The organism is Streptomyces sp. NPDC058092, from assembly GCF_042884935.1.
In the GTDB taxonomy this organism is placed as follows: domain Bacteria; phylum Actinomycetota; class Actinomycetes; order Streptomycetales; family Streptomycetaceae; genus Streptomyces.
The window spans coordinates 63496-82505 of record NZ_JBHVSY010000033.1 but is presented as its reverse complement, the minus strand read 5'-3'; the positions used below and the strand labels follow the sequence as shown (position 1 = coordinate 82505).

The following is a 19010-nucleotide window of genomic DNA, read 5'->3' as shown; positions in this document are numbered from 1 at the left end:
GGCTGTGACACACCGAGTGTGTGTCACAGCCCGCGGCTCTGTCGCGTCGCGGCCCGTTATCGGGTCCGGCGTCAGGGGGTCAGCGGCGGCCGGGGGCCCTCGTCGGGGTGGGGGCCCGGCTGTGCGCCGTCCTGACGGATGACCTCACCCTGCACGATCTTTCCGTCCGGCCGGTGGATGCGGGCCTGCTGGAAGGCGCCGGAGAGGCTGCCGGGGCCCGTGGCGCGCATTCGGCGCTCCAGCGACCGCTCCGCGTACCGGCCGAGCGTCGAACGGACCGGCGGCACGAGCAGCAGAAGCCCCGCCACGTCCGAGATCATCCCCGGGATCATCAGCAGCAGCCCGCCGAGCATCAGGAAGCCGTTGCCCTCGGTGCCCGAGGGTGCGGCCTGCGGGGCGGCGGCCGCCCCGGGCTGTCCCGGCATCCGCTGGAGCGTCTCGGTGAGGTTGCGGAAGGCCCGGCGGCCGGCCCGCTTCATCACGGCGGCCCCGAACACGATTCCCGCCATCAGGAGCAGCAGCACGGTGAATCCGCCCGCCGTGTTCGCCACGACGGTGAGCAGCCAGATCTCCAGCACCGCCCAGGCGGCGACGGCGAGAGGAACGAGGGTACGGACGCGTGAGCGCCTCGGGGCGGTCGGGGGCGGTGTGCCGGTCGTCATGGTCCCCAGTGTGCCCGTACGGGCGTCCAAGCGGCGTAGGGGGGTGATCACGGGCGACGGGCCGGATCCCGCCGCACAGGGCGGATCAGATCGCCTTGCGGCCGAGGACCCGGTTCGTACGGGCGGTGACGCCCCAGGAGGTGACCCGCCAGAGCGCCTCGACCAGGATGTCGCGGCTCATCTTCGAGTCGCCGATCTCGCGGTCCACGAAGGTGATCGGGACCTCGACGACGTGATAGCCGGCGTCAATGGCACGGCGGGCCAGGTCGACCTGGAAGCAGTAGCCCTGCGAGGCGACCCGGTCGAGGCCGATGCCCTCCAGGGTCTCGGCGCGGAAGGCCCGGTAGCCGCCCGTGACGTCCCTGGTCCTCAGCCCGAGGAGGAGGCGGGAGTACGTGCTGCCGCCGCGGGAGATCATTTCCCGGGTCTTGGGCCAGTTGACCACGCGCCCGCCCGGCACCCAGCGCGAGCCGAGCACCAGGTCGGCGCCCTTGAGCGCGGTGAGCAGCCGGGGCAGTTCCTCGGGCTGGTGGGAGCCGTCGGCGTCCATCTCCACGAGCACGCCGTAGCCGTGCTCGATGCCCCAGCGGAAGCCCGCGAGGTAGGCGGCGCCCAGCCCTTCCTTGCTGTTGCGGTGCAACACCTGCACCTGCTCGTCGTCGGAGGCGAGCTCGTCGGCGACCTTGCCGGTGCCGTCGGGGCTGTTGTCGTCGGCGATCAGGATGTCGGCTTCCGGCACAGCGGCGCGCACCCGGCTGACGATCGGCTTGATGTTCTCGGCCTCGTTGTAGGTCGGAATGATCACCAAGGTTCTGCCGAGCGGGCCGTACCGCCGCTGACCGCCGTCGTTCACTTACTGCCCCTTAAGTCCGTACGCAGATGCACACCATATCCAGCGGACGGGGGCCGGATGCCGACCCGGGCGGGCGGGAACGGACACCGCCACGGACAGAAGGAGAGAAGTACGGACAGACCCCCTGACGGGAACGTGCGGGAACTGCGAATGGGGGCCCAGCGCCCTTCGGGCCGACCTGGGACCCGCTGGCTGCGGGTCGACCTAGAGCCGTTGTCTACTGAACGTCCGGGCCCCACCCGGGTCGCACCTACCGTCCGGCTGAAACCTTCCCTCGCCCCCGAGGCGCGGGCGCTGAACCTGGCTGTCAGGGGTGGTGCGCCGGTGCGGCACACCACCCCATGACCCAGCGGCGTTCGACGACTGCGTGGAGGTTTAACCGGTCGGACGTCCTGTGGTGGACTCGGCCGAACCTACCGGCCGGTGGGCGCGTTCTGTCAATAGCTGCCTGACCTGCAATGTTCACGGAACTTGGCTGGTCAGTAGCGAAGATCCGCAGGTCGCGGCGGAGCGGGGGACTCTTCGATCGGCGGTACGAAATGTCCGGACGTCACTCGTTCGGTCGTACGTAGACAGTTTGTCCGAAGACCACAGTGCGCAGACAGACCGGGAGCGCGGCGCCCGGGGTGAGGTCCGGCAGGCCGGGCGTTCCCGACCTCGGGTCGGTCGACCAGCGCGCAACCCGGTCGTCCGGGGCCTGAACCACCAGGTCATCGGTGCGCCAGACCGCGTAGTCGGCCGGGGCGCCGGGCACCAGGGTCCCCGCGTCGTCGCGGCCGACGGCTCGCCAGCCGCCCCTGGTGTGGGCGGTGAAACCGGCTCGCACGGAGATCCGGTGTTCGGGCGTGCGGTGGAAGGCGGCGGCCCGGACGGTCCCCCACGGGTCCAGCGGGGTCACCGGGCTGTCCGAGCCGAAGGCCAGGGGCACACCGGCTCGCAGGAGCGCCGCGTACGGGTTGAGGGTCCTGGCCCGCTCGGCGCCGAGCCGTTGCGCGTACATGCCCTCCTCGCCGCCCCAGGCCGCGTCGAAGGCGGGCTGGACGGAGGCGGTCAGCCCCAGCTCCGCGAAGCCGGCGACGGTCTCCGGGGTGAGCATCTCGGCGTGCTCGATACGGTGCCGGGCGGCCCGGACCCGGGCCAGGCCGAGCGTCTCGGAGGCGGCCCGCACGCCCTCCACCACGGCGGAGACCGCCGCGTCGCCGATGGCGTGGAAGCCGGCCTGCAGCCCGGCCTCGGTGCAGGCGGTGACATGGGCGGCGATCCGCGCCGCGTCCAGGTGGGCGGCGCCCGTGTGCCCGGCCGGGCCGTCGGCGTACGGCTCGTGCAGGCAGGCCGTGTGCGAGCCGAGCGAGCCGTCGACGAAGAGATCCCCGGCCGCGCCGGTCGCGCCGAGTTCCCGGATGCGGCGGGCGTCCTTCTCGTCGGCGACCTGCTCGGCCCAGTAGCCGAAGACCCGCGGTCCGCTCTCCGCCTCGGCGAGCTTCAGCAGCGCGACGAAGTCCTCCTCGTCGGAGATGTCGGGGCCACCGCACTCGTGGACGGTGCCGATGCCGAGCGACGCGGCGTGACGCAGTGCGGCGCGCTGCGCGTCGGCACGCTGTCGCGCCGAGACGGCGCCGTGGGCCGCGGAGCGCACCGCGTGGTGGGCGGCGCCGGTCAGCGGGGCGTCGGGGTGGTATCCGGTCAGCGCGGTGACGCCCGGGACCAGATCGAGCAGGGCGGTGGTGACGACCGCGGAGTGCACATCGATACGGGGCAGGTAGACCGGCCGGCCGCCGGCGGCCGCGTCGAGTTCGCCGCGCGTCGGCGGGCGCTGCTCCGGCCAGCGTGTGGCGTCCCAGCCGTGGCCGAGGACGACCCGGCCCGCGGGATGCGCCGCCACGTACGCGCGCAGCAGACCGAGCGCCTCGTCGAGCGTCCGGGCACCGGAGAGGTCGAGACCGGTGAGGGCCAGGCCGGTCGAGGTGGTGTGGACGTGGGCGTCGGTGAACGCGGGGGTGACCAGCGCGCCTTCGAGGTCGATCACTTCGTCGACGCCGCTCGCGAAGGCGTCGGCGGCCCCTTCCGAGCCCACCCAGGCGACATGGCCGCGCTCGACGACCATGGCGGTGGCGAAGGGGTCTGCGGGGCTGTGGACGTCTCCACCGCGCAGCAGCACGGTGCGGTGGTCGCTCTGGGGGACGGTGCTCTCGGTCATGGGACCAGTCTCGCGCCTGCCCGGACCCGCGCGGTCCGCGGCCCCTCTCAGATCTGCGGGGGCCGGGCCTCGTACGGCGTGGAGAGGACGACGGTGGTCCGGGTGGAGACACCGGCCAGCGAACGGATCCGGGTGAGCAGGTGCTCCAGCTCCAGCGGGGTCGCGACCCGCACCTTGAGGATGTAGTTCTCGTCACCCGCGACGCTGTGACACGCCTCCAGCTCCGGAACTCCAGCGAGCCGCTCCGCGATGTCGTCCGGTGCGCTCGGGTCGAAGGGTTTCACCGAGATGAACGCGGTGAGCGGCAGGCCGACGGCCTCGGGGTCGACGACCGCGGCATAGCCCCGGATCACCCCGCGCTGCTCCAGCCTGCGGACACGCTGATGAACCGCCGAGGTGGACAGGCCCGTGGCCTTGCCCAGGTCGGTGTAGCTCATCCGCCCGTCCTTGACGAGCAACTCCACGATCTGTCGGTCCAGCTCCTCCATACGGATCAACCTATTGCCACTGGTACCTCCGGGCACAGCGGCAAGGGCTCAGGAAGGGCACCTGAGGCAGGCATGTGACGAATGCCACAGGTTTACGGGCGGGTAGCCACCCCCTTGGCGGTTACGGCGGACGCGCGACGGGAAGTGCTTGCTGTGGTCGAGGCCGTGGCGCCTTGTCGGCCCACCCGAGGGGGGAATTTCCCATGCAGAGCCTGAAGCTCACCGGACGTACCGAACCGGATCCCGTCGATCCCGTCGAGGACACCGCTCCCGACGCGTACGACATGTTCGAGATGTACCGGGTGATCTGCCCGGACTGCGTGCAGCCGATCGCGCTGCTGGCGGACGAGGATGTGCTGCCGGAGCACGCGCTGTGCCCGACTCCGTGGAACCCGTTCGTACTGACCGTCTGTGCCGGTACGGGCCGCGCGGCGGCGCAGACGCGGCCCGCCGACGATTCGCTCGACGTCCAGGAGCAGGAGACGGCCCTGCTGCTGACGCTCCCTCAGGGGCTCGACTGGAGAATGCAGCCGTTCTCGCACGCCGGTGGTCCGAGCTCGCGCCCCCTGCGGGTGCCGCAGATGCGGCGCGACGCCGCCTGAGTGCCGCTCCGGCACCGCGCGAGGCCGCCCGGACGCCGTCCGGGCTCGCCCCGCACGAATTGCGCCGACACCACGACGGCCCGGTCGGCGTGGTGCCTGCTCCCCCGGAGGCTTCGCCGCCGGGGACCCGGCGAACGGGCTCTCGAATCGGCCGGACAGTGACCAGGGCCCGCCCCGCACCGTTGGCCAGGCATGACCCTGCTGCATTCAACGGCCGGTCCCGGTCGTCGCCGTCTCGCCGCTCCGACCGCCGAAGAATCGGTTCCGCAGTCCTGTTCACAGCCGGTGCCGCAGCCCGTGCCTCCCCGGTCGACGCCGCGGCCGGTGCCGCACTCCACCGATCCGCCCATCTACCGGGCCCTGCTGCGTCATTGGGAGAGCACCGGACGGACCCTGCCGGGCCGCCACGACCAGGAGTGGAACCGGATCATGGCGACGCCCGTGTGGTCGGAGCGGCCGCTGCGGCTCAGCGCGTCTCAGGACCCGCGAGGTGGCGCGCGATGACCATCCGCTGGATCTGATTGGTCCCCTCGACGATCTGCAGCACCTTGGCCTCGCGCATCAGCCGCTCGACGGGGAAGTCGAGGGTGTAGCCGTAGCCACCGAGGACCTGGACGGCGTCGATGGTGACCCGCATGGCCGCGTCCGTGCAGAACAGCTTGGCCATGGCCGCCTGGCGCGAGAAGGGCTTGCCCTCGTCGCGCAGCCGGGCCGCCTCCAGGTAGAGCGCCCGGCCCGCCTCGATCTGGGTGGCCATGTCGGCGAGCATGAAGCGCAGGCCCTGGAAGTCGGCGATGGGCCGCCCGAACTGCCGGCGGCCGGTGGCGTAGGCGACGGCCTCGCTCAGGGCGGCCTGGGCGACGCCGATCGCGCAGGCGGCGATGCCCAGGCGTCCGGAGTCGAGTGCGGACAGGGCGATCGCGAAGCCCTGGCCCTCCTCGCCGATCCGGCGCGCGGCGGCGACGCGTACGCCGTCGAAGTTCAGCTGGGCGGTGGGCGAGCCCTTCATGCCCATCTTCTTCTCGGGGGCGGCCGCGTTCAGCCCCTCGGCGTCGCCGGGGACCAGGAAGGCGGTGATGCCGCGGGCGCCCTCGGCACCGGTCCGGGCCAGGACGGTGTAGAAGTCGGCGATGCCGCCGTGGGTGATCCACGCCTTGGTGCCGGTGATGACCCAGTCGTCGCCGTCCCGTACGGCCTTCGTACGCAGCGAGGCGGCATCGGAGCCCGACGCGGGCTCGGAGAGGCAGTAGGCGCCCAGCAGGCCCCCTCCGAGCATCGCCGGGAGGTGTTCGGCCTGCTGCTCCTTGGTGCCGAATCCGGCGAGGGCGTGGCAGGCGAGGGAGTGGACGCTGACACCGAGCCCGACGGTGAGCCGGGCGGCCGCGAGTTCCTCGAGAACCTGGAGGTAGACCTCGTACGGCTGGTCGCCGCCACCGTGGGCGGAGTCGTAGGGCAGTCCGAGCAGTCCGGACTCGGAGAGCAGCGTGAAGACTTCACGCGGGAACCGGCCCGCGTCCTCCTCCTCGGCCGCTCGCGGCGCGATCTCTCGCTGGGCGATGTCGCGGACGAGCGCGATGAGCTGCCTGGACTCCTCGGTGGGCAGACGGCGTTCCACCAATTGCGGGGCACGGTCGGACATGACGGCGCTCTCCTCCCTGTCGGGCGTTGCGACGGTCGCGCGCGCGGGGTGTGGACGGCGCCGCCGGGGGGACTTCCGGGCAGGCCCGGAAGAGCACTACTACGCAGCCGGTGCCCGCCTCTCGGATTACGAGAGCTGCTGGCCAGCGGCTGTGGCGGCTTGAGTATGCCCGATCGGACGATATCCGTCACGGGGTGACGGAGCGACTCGGCGGCGGGCGGGGCGATCACCGGGATTGGTCCGAACCATTGACCCAACTGGTCTAGTCCATCTACGGTTCCACTCGAACCGGCATTTCCGCGTTCATGCCAAGTTCACGGACGGCCGGCAGTACGCCCCCCACTCGCGAGTTCCCTCCCCCACGAGGAGACAAGATGTCTGGACCGCATCGTTCCCGCGCCCGTTTCCGGGCGCTCGCCGCAGCCGCCTGTACCGCCGCCCTCGGAGCCGCCCTGCTGGGCGTCGCGGGGGCCGCGTCGGCCGGCGCGGCCCCCACCACCACGCGGGCCGCGGCCCCCGCAGCCGACGCGGCCGCCCCCACAGCGGCCGGCCACAAGGTGGTCGGGTACTTCACCAACTGGGGTGTCTACCAGCGCAATTACCACGTGAGGAACGTCGAGACCTCCGGCTCGGCCGACAAGCTCACGCACATCAACTACGCCTTCGGCAACGTCACCGGCGGCACGTGCGCGATCGGCGACTCGTACGCCGACTACGAGAAGGCGTACACGGCCGACCAGTCGGTCGACGGCGCGGCGGACACCTGGGACCAGGACCTGCGCGGCAACTTCAACCAGCTGCGCAAGCTGAAGAAGCTGCACCCGGACCTCAAGGTCCTCTGGTCGTTCGGCGGCTGGACCTGGTCCGGCGGCTTCGGCGAGGCGGCGAAGAACCCGGCCGCGTTCGCCGAGTCCTGCTACAACCTGGTGGAGGACCCCCGTTGGGCCGATGTCTTCGACGGCATCGACATCGACTGGGAGTACCCCAACGCCTGCGGCCTGACCTGCGACACCAGCGGACGCGAGGCCTACGGCAACCTGCTGGCGGCGCTGCGCTCCAAGTTCGGCGCCAACAACCTGGTCACCTCGGCGATCTCCGCCGACGGCTCCGCCGGCGGCAAGCTCGACGCCGTCGACTACGGCGGTGCGGCAAAGTACGTCGACTGGTACAACCCGATGACGTACGACTTCTTCGGCGCCTGGGACGCGAAGGGGCCGACCGCCCCGCACTCCCCGCTGGCCTCCTACGAAGGCATCCCGAAGGAGGGTTTCAACAGCGAAGCGGCCATCAACAAGCTGAAGGCGCAGGGCGTCCCGGCGTCGAAGCTGCTGCTCGGCATCGGCTTCTACGGCCGCGGCTGGACCGGCGTCACCCAGGACGCGCCCGGCGGCACCGCCACCGGAGCGGCCCCCGGCACGTACGAGGCCGGCATCGAGGACTACAAGGTCCTGAAGAACAGCTGCCCCGCGACCGGCACCGTCGCCGGTACGGCGTACGCGCACTGCGGCACCAACTGGTGGAGCTACGACACCCCGGCCACCATCGCCACCAAGATGAACTACAAGAACCAGCAGGGGCTGGGCGGCACCTTCTTCTGGGAGCTCAGCGGCGACACCACCAACGGCGAACTGATCAAGGCGATCAACTAGTCCCGGCTGGTCAGGACTGGTCGCGGCCGGTCACGACAGCAGGAACGGGGCGGCGGGGCAACTAGGGTCTCTCGTTTGGATCAGGCCGGATCAGGGAGCGGCCCGCCGCGGAGCGGCTGATGTCACCGTGGTGCCGTGCATCGCAAGGCGGAGGAAGGAGTCATGGCGGAGCCGATGGGGTCTCCCCTGCTCGAGCGGAGCCGAGAGCTTGGGGAAGACTGACGACAACGCGGCGAGGCGCGGTGCCGGGGCACGCGAGCCCGGCGTGATCCAAACGAGAGGCCCTGGCCCTCCGCCCCGTTTCGTCCGTGCCGAGGCGATCCACGAGAGGGCCAACAGGCCGTGGTTCACACGGCGTTCCTGCCGCGTCCCTGCCGCATTCCTGCTCCGGCGATGCATCTCCGGACCGCGGCGTGGCCCAAGTCGAGGGATTCGCTTGTCACGCCAGGTCCTGACAGTCTGTCCAACAGCGGCCCCGACGGATTTCGGACGATCGGGGAAACGCCGCCATCACCTGCCGCAGGGATTCCGCACCGAGTCGCGAGTTGCTGTTGCGCGCGGCGGGCAAGCCGTTCGCCGAGCATGGGTTCAGCGCCTGGGCGACCCGGAGGCGGAGAAGGCCGCACGCGCCGTCCTGCACGACCGGCTGGTAAAGCCGCTGTACCGGCGCTTCACGGCAGAGCGGCCGGAGCGGCCCCGGCTGCGGGCCGAGATGGTGGTCGCGGCGGTCATGGGGATCGTGCTGGGGCGGCGGTCCGGTGCCTTTAAAGACCCCGGCCCAGCTGCCACTGCCCCCCATGACCTGGGCGAACAGGTCGATGACCTGCTCCAGGTGCTCTTCGTGGACCAGGAGCCGGCCCGCGAACCGGCCCAGGGCCTCGTCGGGGGTGTAACCGAAGAGCTCCTCGGCCTGCGGGCTCCACAGCACGATCCGCCCGTCCGCATCGAGGACGACGGCGGCAACGCCCAGCACATCGAGCAGCCCGCCCGGCGCGGACGAAGCAGACCCTGCCGGGCCGGGCCCCGCCCGGGATGGTTCGGAGACACTCATCCCGGCACTCCCTTCCGCCCGCCGCGGCGGCTCGATGTCCCGACTCGGGCCCACGCTGCCGTGTCCTGCGTGTCCCGGAGCCCTTTCCATCGTCTCCCTGCACCGGTCGCCCCCGCATCTCCCGGACTGATCGTCTACGGCACGGCAGGGGCCGGCGCGCGGCGGGACGCGCCACGAGTTCGCCGCCGCAGTCGGGACACCTGTTCTGCTGACATCGCCGCAGGGCACGCAGAACGTGCGCCGGGAATCGGGCTGCCCGAACGCAATCCGCACGACCTGCGACACAAATGGACCACCGTGACCTCGACGAGCGGCATGTCCCTGCACGAGGTGTCCCCCCGGCTCGGGCATCGCTCGGTCGAGGTCACGGTGGACCGCTACGGCCACCTCACCCGGGACGACCCGGAACGCTGCCGTCAGGTCGTCGAGGCTGCCATGGCGCCGCACCTGTTCACATCAGGCCGAGCGACTTCAGAGCCCGGCGCTGACCCGGTGCCGGCGCGGCAGGCCAGTAGACGTAGCAGACCCCGCCCGTACCGCTTCTGACCTTGCCGTTCGCGTCGTAGCGCTTGGTGCGGAGCCAGATCGTCTCCCACTCCTTGCGCTTGTAGACACGGCGCACGGCCTCGTTGTTCGGCGAGGCCGGGTCGTTCGCGATCACGTCGCCGTCCGCGGTGAACCCGATCACGGTCATCAGGTGGCCCGAGGTCCCATATCCCGCACCGGTCAGCTCCTCCTTGAGGAAGGACTGCGACGTGATGACCGGAATGCCCGCCCGGATCAGCGTCTCCAGGTCCGTCAGCGAGCCGAGCCGGGTCACGACCGCGCTCATGTGGTCGTACGTCGCGGCGTACGCGGCGTTGAACGGCCAGTTGCCGCAGCCCTCGTACTGGTAGTCGTAGGTGAACCGGGCCGCGTGGCAGACCTGCGGGTCCGCCAGGCCCTGCTTGACCCAGGCGAGCTCCTCGGCGGTGGGCCTGCGCCCCCAGTACTCGATGATCATCTGCGAGGAGGTGGGGCTGCACCAGGCCTCGCCGCCGTTGTCGTACTCCGGGTACTGGCCCACGTGGACGTTCTGCGAGTAGCGCGGCACCGGTAGTTCCCGGGCGAGGCAGGGGGTGCTGGCGGGCACGGTGAAGCGGTCCGGGATGTCGGACGCCATCGCGCCGAGCCGCCACACGGTGGGCGTGAGGCGGGTGCCCGGGGCACGGTGGAGGGTGAGCCGCAGCCGGTACGACACCAGTCGCAGGCCGCTCGCCGCGTCGTCCACCGAGAAGGTGTCGGTCCAGACGGAGCTCTTGCCGTCGGTCTGGTCGTCGACGGACGTCCGGTGGATGTCGCCGTCGCCCGCGGCCCACCGGCCCATCACGTACCAGGGTGTCGAGGTGGCGTCCGAGTAGCGGCCCTGGAGCTCGATCTGGATCCAGGTGCCCGCGGGGGTGTCGGCGTTCCACGAGGCGATCACCTCGGTCGCCGGGACCGCGGACCGGTGGACCGGCGAGGTCCAGGTCGCGTACTCCCAGGCGGCGGTCCTCCCGGTGTGCGGATCGGTGTAGTCGGTACACCCCTCGGCGTGATCGATCACCAGACCGGGGCGGCGGCCCGCGACGACGCGCGTCCCGGTGCCGAAGCCGCTGCGCCAGTCGGTGTACGTGTGCCAGGAGTGGTTGTCCACGAGGGAAGCGGCCGCCGAGGAGGGGGCAGGCGGGCCGACGGTGGGCTGGGCGGCGGCGGGAACGGCGGCGGTCGCGGAGCCGGCGGACGACACCGTACCGGCGGTGGCCGCTGCCGCGAGCGCGGCGGTCAGCATGGTTCTGCGCGAGGTCGGTCTGTTCATGGGCGAGACCCCCGGTCGTAAGCGGAATGGGGCTACATGTGCACGACAGTGCGCCAACTATCGCGGGTCGTGGCCGGATTCGGCCAGCGATTCGACTCGCACCGGTACACCAATATTGGTCTGGTCCACTGGCGTGACCTGCGCTTGCTTCGGACCGGCTCGTAGGCTGGGGCGCATGAACGACCTCTCGCTCCTCGCCGCGCGGCTGCGCACCCTGGCGCCGTCCTGCGGACCGGTGCGACTGATCTCGGTCGACGGCCACGCCGGATCGGGGAAGAGCACCTTCGCGTCCCGCCTCGCCGCCGCGCTCGACGGCGCCCCCGTACTGCGTCTGGACGATCTGGCCACCCATGAGTCCTTCTTCACCTGGGTGGACCGGCTGCGGGAGCAGGTGATCGGGCCGCTGTCGCGCGGGGAGTGCGCGTACTACGCGCCGTACGACTGGACCGCGCGGACGTTCGCGGCGCCGCGCGCCCTGGAGTCCGCGCCGGTGGTCCTGATCGAAGGGGTCGGGGCGGGCCGCCGGGCGCTGCGGCCCCATCTGGCGCGGCTGTTGTGGATGGACCTCGGTGCGGCGGAGTCCTGGGAGCGGGGCCGCCGTCGGGACGGACCGGCTCTTTCGGCCTTCTGGGACGAGTGGACGGCGGCCGAGGCGGCGCATTTCTCGGCCGATCCCTCGCGCTCACACGCGGACACTCTGGTACGGCAGTTGCCAGTGGGGTACGAGTGGCTGGAGGGGCCCGGCGCGGCAGCAGGAGTGAACCATTCCGTCACGCAACGTGAGCGCGTTGCGCCGCCGAGCTGAGTGGTGAGAAATCGCCCCAGAAGTACCTCAACTCTGCTTGACCCGAGGGCGGTACAGGTCTTACGTTCTCAATGTGCGGCTTTTCGGAGCCCTCGCAGACACGAAGCCCCCGGTTGTTCCCCCGTGATCGGGGGCTTCGTTCTGCCTTCGCACCCCCTTTCCCCCCGCCGACTCGGCGGATTCCGCCTACCCTCGGTAACGGTCTCCCTTCTGCCTGCGGCGCTCTTAGTCGCACACTCCTTGCGCAGGTACGATGCCTCTCGGTGCGGTCAATTCCCGTCCGTGGCACAGTGATTCAGCGCGCCTCGGCGGGCAGGTCGTGCGGCGGGACATCCTGGGGGCACGGTTTGTGGGGGACCAGATGGACATCGGCACGCAGGGCGCACAGGCCCCGGCCGACCTCGCCTGGCTGCGCGGCGTGGACGCCTACACCATGGGCGCCTACCCGCAGGCCGAAGAGGAGTTCAGGGCCGCGGTGCGGATCGATCCCGGCATGGCGGACGGCTGGCTCGGTCTCCATGCGCTGAGGGTCGACACGACGACTGCGCTGCTGCGCATGTACCGCCATCGCGAACGCTTCGGCGAGCAGCGCACCCGCCATCGACGCACGCTCAACTCCTGGTACTGGCTGGGCTGGTGGGTGCAGCCGGTGCTGGAGAGCCCGCGCGATCTGCTTCTCGCGCACGCCTCGCACTGGCTGGACGGGCGCCATGTCCCCGAGCTGGACCGCGCGCTGGCCGGACTGCCGCCGGTGGACGCGGACCCGCAGGTCCGCTTCCTGCACGCCTGCCGCTCCTATCTCGTCAAGGACTGGGAGCAGCTCGTCCGCAACACCGAGCAGCTGATCGACGATCCGCTTCTCGGCATCGAGGCGGGGCTGTTCGGCGGGATGGCGCGGGTGCGGCTGGAGATGTACGGGCAGGCCGAGCCGCTGCTCTCCACCGCGCTGATGCGCTGCCGCAGCGAACAGCCGCAGCGCAAGGAGCTGCGCTACTGGCTGGCCCGCGCGCACGAGGGCACCGGCCGCAGCGCCGCCGCCCTGCCGCTCTACCGGGCGGTGCACCGGATCGACCCGGCGTTCATGGACACCTCGGCGCGGCTCGCCGCGATCGCGGACTACGACGGCCTCGAGGGCACCGACGAGGCCGCCGGTCTCACCACCGTCTCCCTGGCCGGGCTGGGTGCGGATGCCGTGGCGGAGGCGCAGCCGGACGGGGACGCGCTGCTCGGCATCGATCTGGTGGACGGCCGGGAGCCGCGGCCGGGCGGCAAGGCCCCGGGGCTCGTGGGCCGCGGGGGGCCGCCGCCGTCCGACGGTGCGCGCCGGAAGACTGCGGTGCCCGGCCAGCCGTCGTCCCCCTTTCCGGCCGGGCCCAGCGATCCGGTGCTCCTCGCCGAGGCGCTGGCGGAGCTGGAGCGAATGGTCGGTCTGGAGCCCGTCAAGCGCCAGGTCAAGGCGCTGTCCGCGCAGTTGAACATGGCACGGTTGCGGGCCGGTCAAGGGCTGCCCGTGCAGCCGCCGAAACGCCATTTCGTCTTCTCGGGCCCCTCCGGTACCGGCAAGACCACGGTGGCCCGCATCCTGGGCCGGGTCTTCTACGCCCTCGGTCTGCTCGGTGGCGACCATCTCGTCGAGGCCCAACGGGCGGATCTGGTGGGCGAGTTCCTCGGCCAGACCGCCGTCAAGGCCAATGAGCTGATCGACTCGGCGCTCGGCGGGGTGCTGTTCGTCGACGAGGCGTACAGCCTCTCCAACACCGGCTACAGCAAGGGCGACGCGTACGGCGACGAGGCGCTCCAGGTCCTCCTCAAACGCGCGGAGGACAACCGGAACCATCTCGTCGTCATCCTCGCGGGCTATCCGGAAGGCATGGACCGGCTGCTGGGCACCAATCCGGGGCTCTCCTCCCGCTTCACCACCCGGGTGGACTTCCCGAGCTACCGCCCGCTGGAGCTCACCTCGATCGGTGAGGTGCTCGCCGCGGAGAACGGCGACGCCTGGGACGAGGAGTCCCTGGAGGAGCTGCGCTCCATCAGCGGTCATGTCGTCGAGCAGGGCTGGATCGACGAGCTGGGCAACGGGCGGTTCCTGCGCACCCTGTACGAGAAGAGCTGCGCCTACCGCGATCTGCGGCTCTCCGGATACGCGGCTCTGCCGAGCCGGGACGATCTGGCCACGCTGCGGCTGCCGGATCTGATGCAGGCGTACGGCGAGGTGCTGTCCGGCCGGGGGCCGGTGGACCGGGGGCCGAAGGAACCGCCGGCGTTGTGAAGGGGATCCGGGGATGCCCGGCAGCCGTTGTCCTCGATCGCCGGACGGACTGAAGAATTCAGAATCAGCCCGTCCGGCGGTCGGGATCTCAGTGGACCGACGCGGTGAGTTCGCCGGTGCCGGTCGTCGTGTCCGCCGTCCGGCGCGGTACGGAGACCCGGTGGGCCGGATCGCGCACCTCACCGACGAGCATCTCCAGGACATCCTCCATGGCGACCAGGCCGAGGATCCGGCCCGACGCGTCGGCGACCTGCGCCAGATGCGTCGCCGCGCGGCGCATTACGGTCAGGGCGTCGTCCAGGGGGAGCTCGGCCCGCACGGTGGCCATCGGGCGCCAGACGTGCTGAGGGACGGCCCGTTCGCCGTCCTCCAGGTCCAGGACGTCCTTGACGTGCAGATAGCCCATGAACGGACCGCCGCCCTCCGCGCACACGGGAAAGCGCGAGTAGCCGGTGCGTACGGTCAGCTCCTCGATCCGGTGCGGGGTGACGGAGGGGTCCACGGTCACCAGTGAGGCCCGGCTGAGCAGCACATCGGTGACGGGCCTGCTGCCCAGCTCCAGTGCGTCCTCCAGCCGCTCCTGGGCCTCCGGCTCCAGCAGTCCCGCCTGGCCGGAGTCCTCGACGAGCCGGTTGAGCTGCTCGCTGGTGAACACCGCCTCCACCTCGTCCTTCGGTTCGACGCCGAAGAGCCGGAGCACCAGCCGGGCGCAGGCGCCCAGTGCGGAGGTGACCGGGCGGCAGAGGCGGGCGAAGCCCACGAGGCCGGGGCTGAGCCAGAGCGCCGTCTTCTCCGGCGCCGCCATCGCGAGGTTCTTCGGGACCATTTCGCCGATGACGAGATGGAGGAAGACCACGAAGACCAGCGCCAGGACGTAGCCGAGCGGATGGATGAGCCCCTCGGGCAGGTGGACCGCGTGGAAGACCGGCTCCAGCAACTGGGCGACGGTCGGTTCGGCGACGGCGCCGAGGGTCAGCGAGCAGACAGTGATGCCGAACTGGGCGGCGGCCATCATCTGCGGCAGGTTCTCCAGTCCGTACAGCACCTGGCGGGCCCGGCCCGACCCGGCCGCCGCGAGGGGTTCGACCTGGCTGCGCCGTACGGAGATGAGGGCGAACTCGGCACCGACGAAGAAGCCGTTCGCCAGCACGAGGAGTCCGGCGAAGATCAGCTGGACCAGGCTCATCGCACGGCCTCCAGGGCGTCCTGGGTCAGCGGGGCCGGGGTGAGGGGGTCGGTCGCCTCCGCCGTGCGTACGAAGCGGACCTTCTCGGCGCGGTAGTGACCGACCTGGCGTACGGAGATCCGCCAGCCGGGCAGCTCGGCCCGGTCACCGGGGGCGGGGATGCGTCCCAGCAGATCGGCGACGAGTCCGGCCACCGTCTCGTACGGGCCGTCGGGGACGTCGAGCCCTATCCGGCGCAGGGTCAGGACCCGGCAGCTGCCCTCGGCGTCCCAGGCCGGGCGGCCGTCCTCCGCAGCGGCGGGGGCCAGTTCGGGCCGGTCGGCGCCTTCGGCGTCGTGCTCGTCCCTGACCTCGCCGACGAGTTCCTCGATGATGTCCTCAAGGGTGACGACTCCGGCAGTGCCGCCGTACTCGTCGACCACGACGGCGATCGGCTGCTCGTTGCGCAGCCGCTGGAGCAGTTGCTCGACAGGCAGGGTCTCCGGCACCAGCAGCGGTGGTACGGCGATCCGGCCGGCCGGGGTACGCAGCCGGTCCTGGGCGGGCACGGCGAGCGCGTCCTTGAGGTGGATCATGCCGACGACCTCGTCGATGCGCTCCCGGTAGACCGGGAAGCGGGAGAGGCCGGTGGCGCGGGTGAGGTTGAGGACGTCCTGCGCGGTCGCCGAGGTCTGCAGGGCGCTGACCTTCACCCGTGGGGTCATGACGTGCTGGGCGGTGAGCCCGGCGAGCGACAGGGTCCGTACGAAGAGATCCGCGGTGTCCTGTTCGAGGGTGCCGGCCTCGGCCGAGTGCCGGGCCAGGGAGACCAGCTCCCCCGGGGTGCGGGCGGAGGCCAGCTCGTCGGTGGGTTCGACGCCGAGCAGCCGCACCAGCCGGTTGGCGACGGTGTTCAGCAGGCTGATCACCGGCCGGAGAGCGGCGGAGAAACGGTACTGGGGGCCGGCGACGAAGCGGGCGACCTGGAGCGGCCGGGAGACCGCCCAGTTCTTGGGCACGAGTTCGCCGATGACCATCTGGACGGCGGAGGCCACCATCATCCCGATGACCACGCTGATGCCGGGGACGGCACCGTCGGGCAGCCCGGTCACGGTGAGGGGGCCGTCCAGCAGCTGGGCGAGTGCCGGTTCGGCGAGCATGCCGACGACCAGCGAGGTGATGGTGATGCCCAGCTGGGTGCCGGAGAGCTGGAAGGAGAGTTCACGCAGGGCTTCGACGACGGTGCGGGCCCGCCGGTCGCCCTCGGCGGCGGCGCGCTCGGCGTCCGGCCGCTCCACCGTGACGAGCCCGAACTCGGCTGCCACGAAGAATCCGTTGGCGAGGATGAGAAGGAATGCCGCGCTCAGAAGCAGCAGGGGGATGATCATGCCGCCGCCTCCGGGGAGGGGGCGGCGCAGGTACTACCGGACGATCCGTCCATTGCTGGAAGGAGTCACTCCTTGGGTCGCAGGAAAGCCCCGCCGGTCTCGTGGACCTCTCGTGCGGGGCGGGGCACGCACAGGGCGCCGCCGCCCTCCAGAGTAATCAAGAAGAGGCCGTACGGGGCAGGGGGCTCAGCCGTTGTCCGTACCGGTGCCGTGGTTCTCGGCGAGGGCGCGGAGCGCACGGGCGTCGCGGATGGCCTGGTGCTTGGCGATTCCCGGCTGGATGCCGAGGGCGGGCATGCTGGTCCCGTCGCTCAGGTCGAGGAAGACCCAGGGGTCGCCTACGCGCAGGTTGACGCGGAGAATCTCCGCCCAGGACAGTTGGCGCGTCCGGGTGAGATTGACCACGGTCACCCCGTCCTCGTTCGCGACGATCTTCGGGCGGCTGAGCAGCGCGAGCACGCCGAAGAACAGCAGCGCGGTGAAGACGAAGCTGGACCGCTCCCCCGCGCTCAGCTGCTCCAGGGTCAGGGCGACGACGGTGATGACGACGAACATCACCGCCCCCACGGTCAGCAGGACCACCCGGGTTCGGGTCGGCCGGAACGTGACCGGGAGGGTAGGGAGTTCGGACCGGGGCGCGGGGGCGGACATGGCGTTCTTCTGTCTTCCGGGTGGTCGCCCGGCCGTCAGAGGCGGCAGGCGTGGATGGCGGTGGTGAGGATGGCGCGGGCGCCGAGGTCGTAGAGATCGTCCATGATCCGCTGGGCCTCCCGGGCGGCGACCATGGAGCGGACGGCGACCCAGCCCTCGTGGTGCAGCGGGGAGATGGTCGGCGACTCCAGGCCCGGGGTGAGGGCCACCGCGCGCTCCAGGTGCTCGACGCGGCAGTCGTAGTCCATCATCACGTAGGAGCGGGCGACCAGGACGCCCTGGAGGCGGCGGAGGAACTGCTGCACCTTGGGGTCGTCGTCCGGTGCGCCGGTGCGGCGGATGACGACGGCTTCCGACGTCATGATCGGCTCGCCGATGACTTCGAGTCCGGCGTTGCGCAGGCTGGTGCCGGTCTCCACGACGTCGGCGATGATCTGGGCGACCCCGAGCTCGATGGCGGTCTCGACCGCGCCGTCGAGGTGGACGACGGAGGCGTTGACGCCGAGGTCGGCGAGGTGCTTGGCGACGATGCCCTCGTAGGAGGTGGCGATCGTCTTGCCGTCGAAGTCCTGCGGGCCCTGGGCCGTGCCGGGCTTGGTGGCGTAGCGGAAGGTCGAGCGGGCGAAGCCGAGCTGGAGGATCTCCTCGGCGTCGGCGCCGGAGTCCAGCAGCAGGTCGCGGCCGGTGATGCCGATGTCGAGGCGGCCGGAGCTGACGTAGATCGCGATGTCGCGGGGCCGCAGGTAGAAGAACTCGACCTCGTTCTCGGGGTCGACGAGGACGAGCTCCTTGGACTCCTTGCGCTGCTGGTAGCCGGCCTCATGGAGCATCGCCATCGCAGGCCCGGAGAGTGAACCCTTGTTGGGAACGGCGATGCGAAGCATGAGGTCAGGTTTCCTTTGCGAGGAGGGAGTCCGGTGCGGTGTGCGGATGTGCGTGGTGCGGAGGTCGTGCTCAGAGGTGGGCGTAGACGTCGTCGAGGGAGATTCCGCGGGCGACCATCATCACCTGGACGTGGTACAGCAGCTGGGAGATCTCCTCGGCGGCGGCGTCCTTGCTCTCGTGCTCGGCGGCCATCCAGACTTCGGCGGCCTCCTCGACGACCTTCTTGCCGATGGCATGGACCCCCTTGTCCACCAGCTCAGCGGTGCGGGAGGTGGAGGGATCGCCGTCGGCGGCCTTGAGCTGCAGCTCGGCGAAGAGCTCTTCGAAGGTTTTGTTCGCCATGATGGTCCTTAGAGTACGGGGTCGGGGACCTCCGATCAGCGCCAGGGCTCGCTGACGGTGCGCAGCGTCGCGGCGGTGGCGACGGCCGCGGTGACCGCCTCGTGTCCCTTGTCCTCGTTGGAGCCTTCCATGCCTGCCCGGTCGAGGGCCTGCTCCTCGGTGTCACAGGTGAGTACGCCGAAGCCGACCGGGACTCCGGTGTCGACGGCGACCTGGGTGAGGCCGTTGGTGACGCCGTGGGACACGTACTCGAAGTGCGGGGTGCCGCCGCGGATGATCACGCCGAGGGCGACGATCGCGTCGTAGCCGCGGCCGGCGAGGACCTTGGCGACGACCGGGAGCTCGAAGCTGCCGGGCACCCGGAGCAGGGTCGGCTCGTCGATGCCCAGCTCGTGCAGGGCGCGCAGGGCGCCGTCGACGAGTCCGTCCATGATCTTCTCGTGCCACTGCGCGGCGACGACCGCCACGCGCAGGTCACCGCAGTTGCGTACGGACAGTTCGGGTGCGCCCTTGCCGCTCATGTC

The 19010-nt window shown here is 71.1% G+C and carries 17 protein-coding genes and 2 pseudogenes; 6 read left to right on the top strand and 13 right to left on the bottom strand.

Annotated features, from left to right (window positions below; all coding sequences use genetic code 11):
• Positions 1–71: 71 nt before the first annotated feature.
• The 4 genes from fxsA to ACFVV1_RS36285 form a co-directional block, all read right to left on the bottom strand.
• Entirely contained in the window at positions 72–662 is a 591-nt protein-coding gene (gene fxsA / locus ACFVV1_RS36300; protein ID WP_389998538.1) for an FxsA family membrane protein, read from the bottom strand.
• An 85-nt stretch (positions 663–747) separates the two neighbouring features.
• Positions 748–1515, bottom strand: a complete 768-nt coding sequence (locus ACFVV1_RS36295; protein ID WP_389998535.1) for a polyprenol monophosphomannose synthase — start codon at positions 1513–1515, stop codon at positions 748–750.
• A gap of 550 nt (positions 1516–2065) precedes the next feature.
• Positions 2066–3712, bottom strand: a complete 1647-nt coding sequence (locus ACFVV1_RS36290; protein WP_389998532.1) for an amidohydrolase — start codon at positions 3710–3712, stop codon at positions 2066–2068.
• Between the two features lie 47 nt (positions 3713–3759).
• The gene (locus ACFVV1_RS36285) at positions 3760–4200 is read right to left on the bottom strand and encodes an Lrp/AsnC family transcriptional regulator (RefSeq protein WP_024493538.1); all 441 of its coding nucleotides are present in this window, start codon (positions 4198–4200) and stop codon (positions 3760–3762) included.
• 203 nt (positions 4201–4403) lie between these two features.
• On the opposite strand from ACFVV1_RS36285, the gene ACFVV1_RS36280 reads away from it, so the two are divergent.
• The gene (locus ACFVV1_RS36280) at positions 4404–4802 is read left to right on the top strand and encodes a hypothetical protein (protein ID WP_389998530.1); all 399 of its coding nucleotides are present in this window, start codon (positions 4404–4406) and stop codon (positions 4800–4802) included.
• A 466-nt stretch (positions 4803–5268) separates the two neighbouring features.
• Here ACFVV1_RS36280 and ACFVV1_RS36275 read toward each other — a convergent pair whose 3' ends face one another.
• Positions 5269–6441: an acyl-CoA dehydrogenase family protein gene (locus ACFVV1_RS36275; protein WP_389998527.1), complete on the bottom strand. Its 1173-nt coding sequence runs from the start codon at positions 6439–6441 to the stop codon at positions 5269–5271.
• A 374-nt stretch (positions 6442–6815) separates the two neighbouring features.
• On the opposite strand from ACFVV1_RS36275, the gene ACFVV1_RS36270 reads away from it, so the two are divergent.
• Entirely contained in the window at positions 6816–8090 is a 1275-nt protein-coding gene (locus ACFVV1_RS36270) for a glycoside hydrolase family 18 protein (RefSeq protein ID WP_389998524.1), read from the top strand.
• A gap of 127 nt (positions 8091–8217) precedes the next feature.
• Positions 8218–8862: pseudogene (locus ACFVV1_RS36265) on the top strand (hypothetical protein); the annotation flags it as partial.
• Here ACFVV1_RS36265 and ACFVV1_RS36260 read toward each other — a convergent pair.
• Positions 8857–9141: pseudogene (locus tag ACFVV1_RS36260) on the bottom strand (PAS domain-containing protein); the annotation flags it as partial. The pseudogenes ACFVV1_RS36265 and ACFVV1_RS36260 sit on opposite strands and share 6 nt — an antisense overlap.
• A gap of 60 nt (positions 9142–9201) precedes the next feature.
• Between ACFVV1_RS36260 and ACFVV1_RS36255 the strand changes: the two are divergent.
• Positions 9202–9687 (top strand): tyrosine-type recombinase/integrase, encoded by a 486-nt coding sequence (locus ACFVV1_RS36255; RefSeq protein ID WP_389998542.1) that lies wholly within the window; start codon positions 9202–9204, stop codon positions 9685–9687.
• Here the strand turns inward: ACFVV1_RS36255 and ACFVV1_RS36250 are convergent.
• Positions 9593–10978, bottom strand: coding sequence for a peptidase C39 family protein (locus ACFVV1_RS36250; RefSeq protein ID WP_389998521.1), 1386 nt, complete (start codon positions 10976–10978; stop codon positions 9593–9595). The two genes, ACFVV1_RS36255 and ACFVV1_RS36250, sit on opposite strands and share 95 nt — an antisense overlap.
• A gap of 175 nt (positions 10979–11153) precedes the next feature.
• Here ACFVV1_RS36250 and ACFVV1_RS36245 point away from each other — a divergent pair, with 175 nt between their 5' ends.
• Together ACFVV1_RS36245 and ACFVV1_RS36240 are read left to right on the top strand one after the other, a co-directional pair.
• On the top strand, positions 11154–11783 hold the full coding sequence (locus ACFVV1_RS36245) for a uridine kinase (protein WP_389998519.1): 630 nt from the start codon (positions 11154–11156) through the stop codon (positions 11781–11783).
• A 361-nt stretch (positions 11784–12144) separates the two neighbouring features.
• Positions 12145–14055 carry an AAA family ATPase gene (locus ACFVV1_RS36240; RefSeq protein WP_389998516.1) on the top strand — a complete coding sequence of 637 codons (1911 nt, stop codon included), beginning with the start codon at positions 12145–12147 and terminating at the stop codon, positions 14053–14055.
• 88 nt (positions 14056–14143) lie between these two features.
• Here ACFVV1_RS36240 and ACFVV1_RS36235 read toward each other — a convergent pair whose 3' ends face one another.
• From ACFVV1_RS36235 to ribH, 6 genes are all read right to left on the bottom strand, one after another.
• Entirely contained in the window at positions 14144–15241 is a 1098-nt protein-coding gene (locus ACFVV1_RS36235) for a hemolysin family protein (RefSeq protein WP_389998514.1), read from the bottom strand.
• Positions 15238–16608 carry a hemolysin family protein gene (locus tag ACFVV1_RS36230; protein WP_389998511.1) on the bottom strand — a complete coding sequence of 457 codons (1371 nt, stop codon included), beginning with the start codon at positions 16606–16608 and terminating at the stop codon, positions 15238–15240. Before ACFVV1_RS36230 ends, ACFVV1_RS36235 begins: the two co-directional genes overlap by 4 nt.
• 186 nt (positions 16609–16794) lie before the next feature.
• Positions 16795–17259 (bottom strand): PH domain-containing protein, encoded by a 465-nt coding sequence (locus ACFVV1_RS36225; RefSeq protein WP_389998508.1) that lies wholly within the window; start codon positions 17257–17259, stop codon positions 16795–16797.
• 35 nt (positions 17260–17294) lie between these two features.
• Positions 17295–18143 carry an ATP phosphoribosyltransferase gene (hisG, locus tag ACFVV1_RS36220; protein ID WP_389998505.1) on the bottom strand — a complete coding sequence of 283 codons (849 nt, stop codon included), beginning with the start codon at positions 18141–18143 and terminating at the stop codon, positions 17295–17297.
• Positions 18144–18213: 70 nt separating this feature from the next.
• The gene (locus tag ACFVV1_RS36215; protein WP_073739434.1) at positions 18214–18486 is read right to left on the bottom strand and encodes a phosphoribosyl-ATP diphosphatase; all 273 of its coding nucleotides are present in this window, start codon (positions 18484–18486) and stop codon (positions 18214–18216) included.
• Positions 18487–18521: 35 nt separating this feature from the next.
• The gene (gene ribH, locus ACFVV1_RS36210; RefSeq protein WP_389998502.1) at positions 18522–19007 is read right to left on the bottom strand and encodes a 6,7-dimethyl-8-ribityllumazine synthase; all 486 of its coding nucleotides are present in this window, start codon (positions 19005–19007) and stop codon (positions 18522–18524) included.
• Between the last annotated feature and the right edge of the window lie 3 nt (positions 19008–19010).